General features: G+C 65.1%; 12 protein-coding genes and 1 tRNA gene. 8 read left to right on the top strand and 5 right to left on the bottom strand.

Annotated features, from left to right (window positions below; genetic code table 11):
• From DBR22_RS02555 to DBR22_RS02565, 3 genes are all read left to right on the top strand, one after another.
• A partial coding sequence (locus DBR22_RS02555; RefSeq protein ID WP_146187348.1) for a family 1 glycosylhydrolase occupies positions 1-339 on the top strand: 339 nt, incomplete at its 5' end.
• Positions 340-387: 48 nt separating this feature from the next.
• Complete coding sequence (locus DBR22_RS02560) at positions 388-1404, top strand: LacI family DNA-binding transcriptional regulator (RefSeq protein ID WP_108597643.1); 1017 nt, start codon at positions 388-390, stop codon at positions 1402-1404.
• A gap of 3 nt (positions 1405-1407) precedes the next feature.
• On the top strand, positions 1408-2424 hold the full coding sequence (locus tag DBR22_RS02565) for a Gfo/Idh/MocA family protein (protein ID WP_108597644.1): 1017 nt from the start codon (positions 1408-1410) through the stop codon (positions 2422-2424).
• Here the strand turns inward: DBR22_RS02565 and DBR22_RS02570 are convergent.
• On the bottom strand, positions 2421-3548 hold the full coding sequence (locus DBR22_RS02570) for an FUSC family protein (protein ID WP_108597645.1): 1128 nt from the start codon (positions 3546-3548) through the stop codon (positions 2421-2423). The two genes, DBR22_RS02565 and DBR22_RS02570, sit on opposite strands and share 4 nt — an antisense overlap.
• A 267-nt stretch (positions 3549-3815) precedes the next feature.
• Here DBR22_RS02570 and pstS point away from each other — a divergent pair, with 267 nt between their 5' ends.
• From pstS to pstB, 4 genes are all read left to right on the top strand, one after another.
• Positions 3816-4934 carry a phosphate ABC transporter substrate-binding protein PstS gene (gene pstS, locus DBR22_RS02575; RefSeq protein WP_108597646.1) on the top strand — a complete coding sequence of 373 codons (1119 nt, stop codon included), beginning with the start codon at positions 3816-3818 and terminating at the stop codon, positions 4932-4934.
• Between the two features lie 104 nt (positions 4935-5038).
• Positions 5039-5971 (top strand): phosphate ABC transporter permease subunit PstC, encoded by a 933-nt coding sequence (pstC, locus tag DBR22_RS02580; protein WP_108597647.1) that lies wholly within the window; start codon positions 5039-5041, stop codon positions 5969-5971.
• Complete coding sequence (pstA, locus tag DBR22_RS02585; RefSeq protein WP_108597648.1) at positions 5972-7084, top strand: phosphate ABC transporter permease PstA; 1113 nt, start codon at positions 5972-5974, stop codon at positions 7082-7084. It abuts the gene before it with no gap.
• 63 nt (positions 7085-7147) lie between these two features.
• Positions 7148-7927 (top strand): phosphate ABC transporter ATP-binding protein PstB, encoded by a 780-nt coding sequence (pstB, locus tag DBR22_RS02590; protein ID WP_108597649.1) that lies wholly within the window; start codon positions 7148-7150, stop codon positions 7925-7927.
• Between the two features lie 156 nt (positions 7928-8083).
• Here pstB and DBR22_RS02595 read toward each other — a convergent pair whose 3' ends face one another.
• From DBR22_RS02595 to DBR22_RS02605, 3 genes are all read right to left on the bottom strand, one after another.
• Positions 8084-9097, bottom strand: a complete 1014-nt coding sequence (locus tag DBR22_RS02595; RefSeq protein WP_108597650.1) for an inorganic phosphate transporter — start codon at positions 9095-9097, stop codon at positions 8084-8086.
• 1 nt (position 9098) lies between these two features.
• A complete protein-coding gene (locus DBR22_RS02600; RefSeq protein WP_108597651.1) occupies positions 9099-9716 on the bottom strand; it encodes a DUF47 domain-containing protein in 618 nt (205 codons plus the stop codon).
• A 280-nt stretch (positions 9717-9996) separates the two neighbouring features.
• Positions 9997-10656 carry a hypothetical protein gene (locus tag DBR22_RS02605; RefSeq protein WP_108597652.1) on the bottom strand — a complete coding sequence of 220 codons (660 nt, stop codon included), beginning with the start codon at positions 10654-10656 and terminating at the stop codon, positions 9997-9999.
• Positions 10657-10858: 202 nt separating this feature from the next.
• On the opposite strand from DBR22_RS02605, the gene DBR22_RS02610 reads away from it, so the two are divergent.
• Positions 10859-10931 (top strand) — tRNA-Lys (locus DBR22_RS02610).
• A 330-nt stretch (positions 10932-11261) separates the two neighbouring features.
• Here DBR22_RS02610 and DBR22_RS02615 read toward each other — a convergent pair.
• Positions 11262-12131 carry an ANTAR domain-containing protein gene (locus DBR22_RS02615; protein WP_181364991.1) on the bottom strand — a complete coding sequence of 290 codons (870 nt, stop codon included), beginning with the start codon at positions 12129-12131 and terminating at the stop codon, positions 11262-11264.
• Positions 12132-12278: the final 147 nt, after the last annotated feature.

A 12278-nucleotide genomic window follows, 5' to 3' on the forward strand; every position in this document is an offset into this window, starting at 1 on the left:
CTCCCGCCGCTCTACATCACCGAAAACGGCGCAGCCTACGAGGACACGGTCAGTCCCGACGGCGCCGTCCACGACGGGGAACGCACCGGCTTCATCCTCGACCATATCGCCGCGGTGGGAGAAGCGATCGAGCAGGGCGCGGACGTGCGCGGGTACTTCGTGTGGTCCCTGCTGGACAATTTCGAGTGGTCCTGGGGATATGGGAAGCGTTTCGGGATTGTGCGCGTGGACTACACCACGTTCGAGCGCACCATCAAGGACAGCGGCCACGCCTATGCAGGACTGATCGCGGAGGCAAAACGCGCTGCATCCCGGCTTCCGGACTCTCTGCCTGCCTAAACTGAAGTACCGGGCGCAAGCCCGCTCAACCTCACGGAGCGAAGAAAAGTGAAGCAAGACACCAGCGGCAGCCGGCCGGCGCCCACCCTTGAGATGGTGGCCGCCCTGGCCGGCGTGTCGCGGGCCACCGTCTCACGGGTGGTTAACGATGTGCCCAGCGTGGACGAGGACATCGCCGCGAAGGTCCGCCAGGCCATCCTGGCGGTGAACTACACACCAAACCGCGCAGCCCGCTCCCTGGCCAGCCGCAGGCCCAACTCCGTGACCCTGATCGTTCCGGAATCCACGTCAAAAGTCTTCGCCGATCCGTTTTTCGCCTCGGTTGTCCAGGGCGTGGCGCTCTACCTGGCGGACACCGATTACACGCTGAACATGGTGATTGCCTCAGAGGCCAAGCCCGAGAAAACCAGGGCGTTCCTGCTCGGCGGCAACGTTGCAGGCGCACTGGTGGTCTCGCACCACGCGGGCGACCGCTCGTGGGCCCACGTCAGCGACCACATCCCCATGGTTTTCGCCGGCAGGCCCCTGGCCGAGGGCGGCAGCTACTACGTGGACGTGGACAACGAGGCAGCAGCGGAAGGCGCAACCCGGGTCCTGGTGCAACGCGGACGCACCCACATTGCCACGATCGCCGGGCCCCAGGACATGCCACCAGGCGTGGACAGGCTCGCGGGCTGGAGGAATGCCCTCGACGCCGCCGGACTGGACGATTCACTGGTGGAATATGGCGATTTCACCCTCTCCTCAGGGGCCAAGGCGATGCGGCGGCTGCTGGAACGCGGCAAGCCGCTGGATGGGCTTTTTGTCGCCAACGACCAGATGGCGGCAGGGGCGTACACGGTCCTCCAGGAATGCGGGCTGAAGATTCCCGGCGATGTAGCGGTGGTGGGATTCGACGACGACTCCTTTGCAACCTCCGTGAATCCGCAGCTGACAACCGTTCACCACCCCATCATCGAGATGGGCAAAAAGATGGCCGAGGTCCTCGTGGAACTGATCGAGGGCAAGCCCGCCGACCGCGTTACGCGCATCCCCACCTCGCTCGTCATCCGTGATTCCGCCTGACCCGTGAGGAAACCTGACGAACATCCCCTCGGGTGGGGAGTGGTGGCCACGGGCCGGATCGCCCACCGGGTGACCCGTGACCTGGCCCTCCTGGAAGGCGCCGTCCTGCAGGCAGTGAGCTCACGCAGTGCCGCCGCCGCGAAGGACTTCGCCGGGCAATACGGCTTCGCTGCCAGCTACCACGACCAGCCTGCAGAGAATGGGTACGCGCAGCTCTTCGCCGATCCCCTCGTGGACGTGGTCTACATCGCCACGCCGCACGCCCAGCACTTCGAGGTTGCCAAGGCGGCCCTCGAAGCCGGGAAACATGTGCTGTGCGAGAAACCCCTTACCGTTAATGCCCGGGAAGCCCGCGAACTCACGTCACTGGCGGGTGCGCGGAAGCTGTTCCTGATGGAGGCGGTGTGGACCCGGTTCCTGCCCGCAACCCGGCGCGCCCTGGACCTGATCCGGAGCGGAGGAATCGGCGAAGTCCGCTGGCTGCAGGCCGATCTCGGATTCGCCGCGGCCTACGATCCGCAGGACCGCCTCTGGGATCCGGCGGCCGGGGGCGGAGCCCTCCTGGACCTCACGGTCTACCCGCTGACCTGGGCTGTCAGCACCCTTGGATTTCCGGCCGGAATCACAGCCGAGGGCCGGCTGAACCAGGACGGCGTGGACGTCCAGAACACCGTGACCCTGCACTACCCGGACGGCGCCGCGGCCCAGTTGGTTTCATCCCTGCAGTCCAACAGCCCCGGTACGGTCACCGTCAGCGGCACGAAGGGCTGGCTCCGCACCGGTTCACCGCTGTACAACCCGCGGAGCCTGCAATACAGCGGTGCGGGCGGCGTGGTGCGGACAGAGGCGTTCCCCGAGGAGACCGAGGGGTTCATCCACGAACTGAGGGAAGCAGCACGGTGCATCCGGGCCGGGCTGCAGGAAAGCCCGCTCATGCCGTGGGATGAAAGTGTGCGGATTATGCAGCTCCTGGACGACGTCCGGGAACAGCTGGGCCTGCGTTACGCGAACGATTCCTAGAGCCCGGGCAGGACGTCCCGCGCCTCCTGCGCATCCATGCCGGCAGCCTCCAGGAGGTCCACCATCAGCGGCCGGAACAGCATCACCACGGTCTCACCCTCCAGCCGCTCCACCTCCAGCAGTTTGGGGTGGAGCCGCAGGGCAATTTCGCTGAAGTCCTGCCGGGCGGCGCGCAGGTGGGCGCGGCGGACGCCGTCGTGAGTTTCGGCCAGACCGAGCGACAGTTCATCAATCGCGGCAGCGGTTTCCCGGAGTACATCGGTGATGTTTTCCGTGGCTTCATCCGAGAGCGCCGCATGGATGATGGCGCTGGTGAGCCGGCGGGCAAAAACCCGGCTGTTGCGGAGGGCAAGGTCGATGAAGTCGAGCGACTGCTTGAGCCGGTCCAGCTCGTCCCGGTGCCTGCGGTAAGCCGGCGAGAGCGTTGCCACCTCACCGGAAGCGCGCAGGGAATGGCGCATGGCGTCCACCAGCGGCTGGCAGTTCCGGCCCCGGACCAGCGCGTGCCAGGCCTTGGTGGAGTCACTTTCAACCAGGGCGGATCCGCATTCGCGCAGCACTTCTGCGAGCTCGTGCAGCAGTTTCCGGACGTCGCTGCGCGGCTCACGGCGTGGATCCTTGGGCACAAGGATGGTCACCAGCAGCGCGAACAGCCCGCCGATGATTGCATCGATGCTGCGCGTGAACGGCCCGCCGGCCGGCGCCGGCAGCAGCACCACCAGAAGCGACTGCAGCCCCAACTGCGTGGTGAAGATGTTGCCGCTGTCCAGGAAGCGTGCGAGCAGGATGGAGACAAGAAGTACGACGGCGGCAACCCAGATATCGCCGCCCAGCCAGTGCAGGAGCAGATCACCCACCGCAATGCCGATGGTGCAGCCCAGCCCCACCTCCACCACCCTGCGCAGCCGTGGCTCCCGGGAAAAGCCCAGCGCAATCAGCGAGGACGTCGCCGCGAACAAAGGCCCTGAATGCCCCAGCACGTACTCGGCGAACGCGTACGCCCCCACCGCGCAGCCGGTCATCTGAACGGCAGGGAACAGCGAATTGCGGCTGCGGATCAGGCCGGTCCGGATGCGGCCGCGCAGGAAGCGCCTGCTTGCTGAGAGTCCCGCTGCGATGGCCATGGGTTCCAGTCTATTTGCCGCAACCGTCGAAGGTCGTGGCCCGGGCGACACGCCTTATCCCACTACGTCCGGAAGTGTGACGTGCGCAATGGCAACGCTGCACATGTCGGCCAATATCAAGCCCCCGTTCACCTTCCGTTCACTTTCGGCAGCCAATCCCGTTACCTGTGGCCCCTAAATTCGTTGAAGGTACACAACGTACGCATCGCGCCGCAGGGCATCTCCGGCCCTGCCCGCAACTGAATAACCCTGGAAGGGGTACATCTAGTGAAGGCACTCCGCTTCGGCCGCCACGCGGCTATCGCTGTAATCGCAGCCGGCGCACTCGCGCTTACTGCCTGCGGTTCAGACAACGTCACGGGCAACACGCCTGCGGGCACACAGACTTCCGGCACCAAGGTCACCGGCACCCTGACCGGCATTGGCGCATCCTCCACCGGCGCAGCCATGGACGCCTGGAAGGCCGGCTTCGCCGCTGCCAACTCCGGCGCCACCGTGCAGTACTCCCCGGACGGCTCCGGCGCAGGCCGCAAGGCCATCATCGACGGCTCGGCCCAGTTCGCCGGCTCCGATGCGTACCTCAAGGATGAAGAGCTGGCCAGCTCCAAGACCCAGTGCGGCCCCGAAGGCGCCATCAACATCCCGGTTTACATCTCCCCGATCGCCGTGGCCTTCAACCTGCCCGGCATCACCGAGCTGAAGCTCGACGCCACCACCGTGGCCAAGATCTTCCGCGGTGAGGTTGCCACCTGGAATGACCCGGCCATCGCTGCCCTGAACCCGGGCGTCACCCTCCCGGACACCAAGGTCACCCCGGTCAACCGCTCCGACGACTCCGGCACCACCACCAACTTCACCGAGTACCTGGCCTCCGCCGCTGCAGAGGTCTGGACCGACAAGGCTTCCGGCATCTGGCCCGCAACCCTGCAGGGCGAGAACGCCAAGGGAACCTCCGGCGTAGTCAAGACCGTCACCGACACTCCGGGCGCCGTGACCTACGCCGATGATTCGGCAGTCGGCGGCAAGCTGGGCACCGCTTCGATCAAGGTTGGCGAAGAGTTCGTCAAGATTTCTGCCGACGCTGCAGCCACGGCTGTTGAAGCCGGTAAGCCCGTCGAAGGCCGCTCCGCCACCGACGTCGCCATCAAGCTGGACCGTAAGACCACGGCAAAGGGTGCCTACCCGGTGGTCCTCGTTTCCTACCACATTGTCTGCTCCACCTACGACAAGCAGGAAACCGTTGATCTGGTCAAGGCCTTCGAGAGCTATGTAGTCTCGGATGCAGGCCAGCAGGCAGCTGCTGACTCCGCAAAGTCCGCACCGCTGTCCCCGGCACTGGCTGAGAAGGCTGTCAAGGCCATCGAATCCATCAAGGTCAAGGCCTAGTACCTGTCCCTGAACCACGTTCCCCGCCACGCCGCCAAGGTGGGGCGGGGAACTTGGCTTTTGCAAGCTAGCTGTCTGGCACCACCACAACTGAAGGGTCTTCAATGACCGCCACCTCCCTGAGTTCTTCCCAGGGCGCAGGCCGCGCCGGGGATAAGATCTTTTCCGGTGCCGCCCTGGCCGCCGGATGCCTCATCCTCGCCGTACTGTTCGGCGTTGCACTGTTCCTCGTAGTCCAGGCCATTCCGGCACTGACGGCCCCGGCCGCTGAGATCCAGGGCGGCAAAGGCTTCTTCGCCTACATCTGGCCGATCGTCGTTGGCACGCTCATCGCCGCAGTCATTGCGCTGGTGATCGCCACGCCCATCGCCATCGGAGTAGCGCTGTTCATCTCGCACTTCGCCCCCCGCGGACTCGCCTCAGCCCTCGGCTACGTAGTGGACCTCCTGGCCGCCATCCCGTCCGTTATCTACGGCGCCTGGGGTGCTGCGTTCCTGGCCAAGGAGATCTCTCCCGCCTACAACTGGCTCGCCGAAAACATGGGCTGGCTGCCCATCTTCCAGGGTCCGGCCTCTGCCACCGGCAAGACCATCCTCACCGCGGGCATTGTGCTCTCGGTGATGGTCCTGCCCATCATCACGTCCCTGAGCCGCGAAATCTTCCTGCAGACCCCCAAGCTCCACGAAGAAGCCGCGCTGGCCCTGGGCGCCACGCGCTGGGAAATGATCAAGATGTCGGTCCTCCCGTTCGCGCGCCCCGGCATCATCAGTGCCGTGATGCTCGGGCTGGGCCGCGCGCTCGGCGAGACCATGGCCGTGGCGCTGGTGCTCTCCTCGGGGGCCCTGACCGCCAGCCTGATCACATCCGGCAACCAGACCATCGCCGCTGAAATCGCCCTGAACTTCCCCGAAGCCAGCGGCCTCAAGGTCAGCACCCTGATTGCCGCCGGCCTGGTGCTGTTCCTCATCACGCTTGCCGTGAACATGATCGCCCGCTGGATCATCAGCCGGCACAAAGAATTCTCGGGAGCAAACTAAATGTCCTCCACTCTTACTCCGGTGCGCAGCAAGCGCTCAGCCCTGACCAAGGGTCAGTTGCCCCCCTTCGCGCCTTACGTCGTCCTGGCCCTGGCGCTCATCATCGGGGCTGCCATCCTGGCGCTGATCGGCTTCAACGCCTTCGGCTGGGGAATTGTTTCGGCCATCCTCTTCGCCGCCGGACTGGTGGGCTGGAGCGGCGTGGTCGAGGGCTCCCGCAAAGCCAAGGACAAGCTGGCCACCTGCCTGGTGGTGGGCTCATTCCTGATCGCACTGCTGCCATTGATCTCCGTGATCTGGACCGTGCTGGTCAACGGCATCCCCGGCCTCATCTCGCCGGGCTTCCTCACCAGCTCCATGAACGGCGTCACGGGCGTCTACGACAACAAGGCCGTTGAAGAGGGTGCGCCGGTGATCGGCGGCATCTACCACGCATTGATTGGCACGATCCAGATCACGCTGGTCGCCACGGTGATCTCCGTGCCCGTGGGCCTGCTGACCGCCATCTACCTGGTGGAGTACGGCAACGACGGCCGGCTGGCCCGGGCCATCACGTTCTTCGTTGACGTGATGACCGGCATCCCGTCGATCGTCGCCGGCCTGTTCGCCGCAGCCTTCTTCTTCGCCGTTGTGGGACCGGGCACCAAAACCGGTGCCGTTGCCGCCGTCGCCCTCGCGGTCCTGATGATCCCGGTGGTGGTGCGTTCCAGCGAGGAAATGCTCAAGATCGTCCCCAACGAACTGCGCGAGGCCGCGTACGCCCTCGGCGTGCGGAAGTGGCGCACCATCCTCAAGGTGGTCATTCCGACGGCGATCTCCGGCATCGCGTCCGGCGTCACCCTTGCGATCGCCCGCGTGATCGGTGAGACGGCGCCCATCCTGGTCACCGCCGGATTCGCCACCAGCATCAACAGCAACGTGTTCGGTGGCTGGATGGCCTCCCTGCCCACGTTCATCTATACCCAGATCCTGAACCCCACGTCGCCGGCGAATCCGGATCCGTCCTCACAGCGTGCGTGGGGCGCAGCCCTGGTCCTGATCATCCTGGTGATGGTCCTGAACCTCGGTGCCCGGCTGATCGCCAAGGCATTCGCCCCCAAGACCGGCCGCTGACACTTCCCTCCGGAAGCCGGCCCTGCCAAGCTATTTCATATCCAAAGCAAGTGAAGGAACACCATGTCTAAGCGCATCGACGTCAAAGACCTGAACGTGTACTACGGCGATTTCCTGGCCGTGGAGGACGTCAGCATCAATATCGAGGCCAAGTCCGTGACGGCGTTCATCGGTCCTTCAGGCTGTGGAAAGTCCACTTTCCTGCGCACCCTGAACCGTATGCACGAGGTCCTCCCCGGTGCCCGGGTGGAAGGCGAAGTCCTGCTGGACGGCGACAACCTCTACGGCCCCGGCGTTGACCCGGTATCGGTCCGCGCCCAGATCGGCATGGTATTCCAGCGGCCCAATCCGTTCCCCACCATGTCCATCCGCGACAACGTGCTTGCCGGTGTGAAGCTGAACAACAAAAAGATCTCCAAAGGCGAGGCTGACGTCCTGGTGGAGCGTTCCCTGAAAGGCGCCAACCTGTGGAACGAGGTCAAGGACCGGCTGGAAAAGCCCGGCTCCGGCCTGTCAGGCGGCCAGCAGCAGCGGCTCTGCATCGCACGGGCCATTGCTGTTGAACCCCAGGTGATCCTGATGGACGAGCCGTGCTCGGCGCTGGACCCGATCTCCACCCTGGCCATCGAAGACCTCATCAATGAGCTCAAGGACCAGTACACCGTGGTGATCGTGACCCACAACATGCAGCAGGCAGCCCGCGTCTCGGACAAGACGGCCTTCTTCAACATCGCCGGCACCGGCAAGCCGGGCAAGCTGATCGAATACGGCAACACCCAGAACATCTTCAGCAACCCCACGGTGAAGGCCACGGAGGACTACGTCTCCGGCCGCTTCGGATAAGCCCCACCGGCTCCCACCCTTCGCAAGCTCAGGCAGGGGCCCTCGCCGGCGTGGGGCCACCCACCGCATCATCACTGCATCGACTGTTCGGACACCCCCTTGTGAAAGCACGCAAGGGCGCTGACGGAGCAGTCGATGCGGCGTTTAAGCGTCCGGCTACGCGCCCAGGGGTGACAAGGCGAGGGCGAACACGAAGGCGCCGGCCGCGGCTGCCAGAGGTGTGAGGATCCACAGCCCGAAAATCTGCATGACGAGCTTCCGGTTGGTGACGGCGAAGTGCTGGTTCTCGCCGGCCCCCAAAACGGACGAGGTCACCGTGTGGGTGGTGGAGAGTGGGAGTTGCAGGGCAATGGCACCGAGGAACAGCATCAATGCGCTGTAGATCTGGGCAACGGAACCACGCAGGGGGTCGACACGGGTGATTTTGTAGCCGATGGTGTGCGAGATCCGCCACCCACCACATAGCGTTCCCACCGTCAACATCACCGCGGAGAACAGGGCTACCCACACGGGGATCGTATCGCCGTCGGAATAGCCGCCCGCGAACAGCGCAAGCAGCAATACTGCGCCCACACGCTGGCCATCCTGCAGCCCGTGGCCGAAAGCCACCGCTCCGGCAGCGATGGCCTGGCTGCGGCGGAACCGCTGGTTCACCACGTTGGGCTGCGTGTAACGGGCCGCCCACGTGGCGGGAAAAACCAGCAGGTACGCGCCCACGTAGGCGATGACGGGCGATAGCAACAGCGGAAGGCCCACCTGGAGCATCAGGGACCGGTCCACGCCGCCCACGCCCGCACCGCCCACCGCCAGGCTGGCAAGTCCGGCCCCGGCCAGTCCGCCCACCAGGGCGTGGGTGGACGAGGCAGGGATGCCGCGCCACCACATGAGCACGCCCCAGGCCGAGGCGCTGGCCAGGCCCGCCAGCAGGATGCTGAGGCCGCTGTCGCCCTCGGGCAGGTGGATCCACGTGTGGCTGACGGCCACGGCCGCAGTGGCACTGAGCAGGGCGCCCAGGAAGTTGAACAGGGCGGCCAGGAGGACGGCCACACTGGGCGTGAGGGCGCGGGTGCGGACCGCAAGCGCCACCGACGTGGAGACGTCGCGGAAGCCGTTGAGGAACGCAAACGTAGCGGTCAACAGGACCACTACGCCGAAAATCACGGCTGTCACGTCATGATTCCTTGACGATAATGCTGCCTACCTGCGTGGCGACGCGGCGCATGCCTTTGGTGACCTCAACCAGCTGGTTCGCGACATCGCGGTTCCGGGAATACTGTGCCCATTTCATTTCCCGGATCATGTCGGCCACCCAGATCCTGTGCGTCCGCTCCGCCCGTTTGGCAAGCCTGAGGATCTCAATCCAGTAGTCCTCGAGGTCATCAAGGTTGTTGAGCCGGCGCATGGCATCCACTGTCAGTTCGGCCTGCCGGCTGATGATCTCAAGCTGGTCCGCCGCGCGTTTGGGCAGCCGCTCCAGCTTGTACAGGTACACGAGCTCGGCAGCGGAGTCGAGGCTTTCGAGCGCTTCGTTGAGGTACCGGGAGAGCGTGTACATGTCCTCGCGGGGAAGGGGGTTGACGAAGCTCGTGCGCATGTGGGTCAGCAAAGCGAAGTGCAGTTCGTCGGATTTGGCCTCGTGGTTGTGCATGTCGTCCACGAGCTTCGCGTGCTCGGTTGCGGGGACACCAAGGATTTCCGCCATGGTGGCGCTGGCATGCACGATTTGCTGCGCCATGCTCGAGAGCAGCGTCAGCCCAGCGGGCTCTTGGGGGAAAAGGCTCAGCTTCACGTGGGGTACCGGTCTCCGGGCGATGTACTGGTTCGGGGGCCGCCCACTTGTGAATCCACGCAGGCCAGCAGCTGTTGTTGATTCTACCGGGCCGTACCTGGGAGTCCGTCTCTGAGCCTGGAAACACGCAGAAAAATGGTGCCGAACCGGATACGCCTCTCGGCGGTAGGCCGCTCTAGGCGGCTAATTGTTGAAGCCCGGGGGTTTCGCGGCTCGACACCAGTTTCAGTGTTCTACGTTGGTTGGCTCAAGTCAACATTGACAGATGGGCCACGGTGGGTCAGTCGAGCTCTCCGAGCCGCCAGGCATTTGCCGCGTGTTCCAGATCCTCGGCTGTCTTCACCAGCTGGTGGGAGTTCCGCGTGAGCTTGCTCGCGTGGGCTTCGTTGCCGTGCTCGGCGCCGTCGGCGAGGGTCGCCTGGCCGAGGGCCACTACCCGGCAGAACGCGGCGGACCGCTCCAGCGCGACGTCGAACTCGCCGTCGAACGCTCCGGACAGGATGGCGTCGGCCATGGTCCGCATTTCTTCGGCGCCCGGAGGCTCGGCGGCGCCGGCAACCACGTTGGAGACCTGGGCTGTGTCTTTTCCTGCGCGGAAGTACACCGAAATCCGTTCCGGGTCCTGGACGGTCGCGGCCCGGATGGCGTACAGCCGCCACAGCGCACCAGGGAGGGACCGGGCCGGGCTCTCGGCCCACATCTCGGCGATGGCTTCCAGGCCCTGTTCGTCGGCGAGTTTCACCAGCCGTTCGGTGACGACGGGGTCATCGCTGTCGCGGCCGTGGCGGACCAGTGCCTGGGCAGCGAGGTGCGCAGCCTCCGAGACGCGGGCGGGATCCGCGCCGCCGGCGAAGGGCTCAAAGTCAATGGGCGCGAACGGTTTCGGCTTGTGATGCCTGTTGGCGCCGCCGTAGTGAAAGGCTCCTGTTTGTTCGCTCATGCCCCCACGCTACTCCTGTGCCCCGCGGGAAATCGAGAGTTGCTGCGGCCGGGACGCAGCAGCGACCCGCATCGCTGTTCGTCGGGGTCCCTGAACGTACGACGCCGGCCCGGACCAGCGTGCCAAAGCGGCCGCGTGCGTGCGGTAGAGTGTTTAACGTTCAGAAATGGACTGGGCTGATGGGTCGTTTGACCGTCGGCTGGGGCCTTTAGCTCAGTTGGTAGAGCATCGGACTTTTAATCCGTGGGTCGTGGGTTCGAGCCCCACAGGGCCCACCCGCGGGGAAGACCAGAAGCGAGTCTGCTTCTGGTCTTCTTCTTTTAAGTCGCTGGGTGTTCTTTTAAGTCGCTGGGTGCCGCCCTGTTCACGATGTGATTTGGATTATAAGCATGCTGTCTATTATCTTTGTCTCAGCAGCTTTTCGGTTCCCACAATGTGGAGCCGGGAAGAAGGCCTCCGCGTAACTTGACTCGTGCCGCGGGGTCCTTCGCTGAGAAGGCCAGGGGCAAGCGTCCCTGGCCTTCTTTGGCTTAAGCGGAACGGCGTCATCATGCGCACAGGGGCGTCCGAGGCGAGCCGGCCGGATCTACCCGAAGGCGGCGTGCCTAGTGCTCGAAATGGGTGCTGGGTGCGCCGCCGGGAAGGTTTTCCAGGATGCCCTCCGCGACCCGGCGGAGCTTGATGTTCCGGTGGCTCGAGGCCTTGGCGATGATGGCGACCGCGTCGTTGTAGGAGCACCTGTTCTGGGCCATGATCACCCCGCAGGCGATGTCGATGGACGTGCGGCTTTCCAACGCGGACTTGAGGTCCGAAGCCCGGGTCCTGGCCGAGTCCAGTTCCAGAACCAGCTTCAGCCCGTGGGCGGCTGCGTCAGCGAAAGTTCGGGCCTCGGTGATCACCGGAAGCGGAAAGGCCTGGACTTCCGTGGAGAAGTACGCGAGAGCTGCCTCAGCTCCTTCATCGAGGCGAATCCGTAAGGCCAGCACGCTGTTGAACCCGGCATCCTGCAGGTGAGGGCGGTAGCGTGCCCAGCGGAAGTCGGTGGCTGCGTGGTTCATGGCTACTGTGCCGCTGCCCGCAAGCGCCTCGGCCAGGGGGCCCTCACGCACCTCCTGCTCCAGCCGCGCCAACCTGGCGGTCCTGATGCCGGTGCCGGCGGTGGCAGTGCCACGCTTGATCCGGTTCAGGAACAGGCCGCAATCCACCCGGGTTCCTGTGCTTCTGCCCAGCGTGGCGGCGGCCATCTGGACCAGGATTTCCAAGGATTCCGCCAGGGTTTCTGCACCTGTGACCAGGTCAGGGATATAGCCGACAGGGATGGGGCTTTCGGCTCTGGCCTTACTGGTGTTGTCCTGGGCGGGCGCGGGGCCCGGACGTTGGGCGGGGAAGGGAGTGGCATGCTGGGCGGTGTGGGCCGGTCCTGGACGGCGGCCGGCCGACGTATGCGCAGCCGACGGCTGGGAGGAGATCTTCATTTCGGACCCGCTGCTGACCTGCCGGGAGACCCTGCGGGAACGGTCATTGTGGCGGTCAGAGGGCCGGCGACGGCTGGGGGAGAGGCCTTGGTCTCGAAGACCTCCTCGTCGCCGGCCCCGCTCACTTCCCGGACCAAAAGGTCCGGG

This window comes from Arthrobacter sp. HMWF013, assembly GCF_003061105.1.
Lineage (GTDB): Bacteria > Actinomycetota > Actinomycetes > Actinomycetales > Micrococcaceae > Arthrobacter.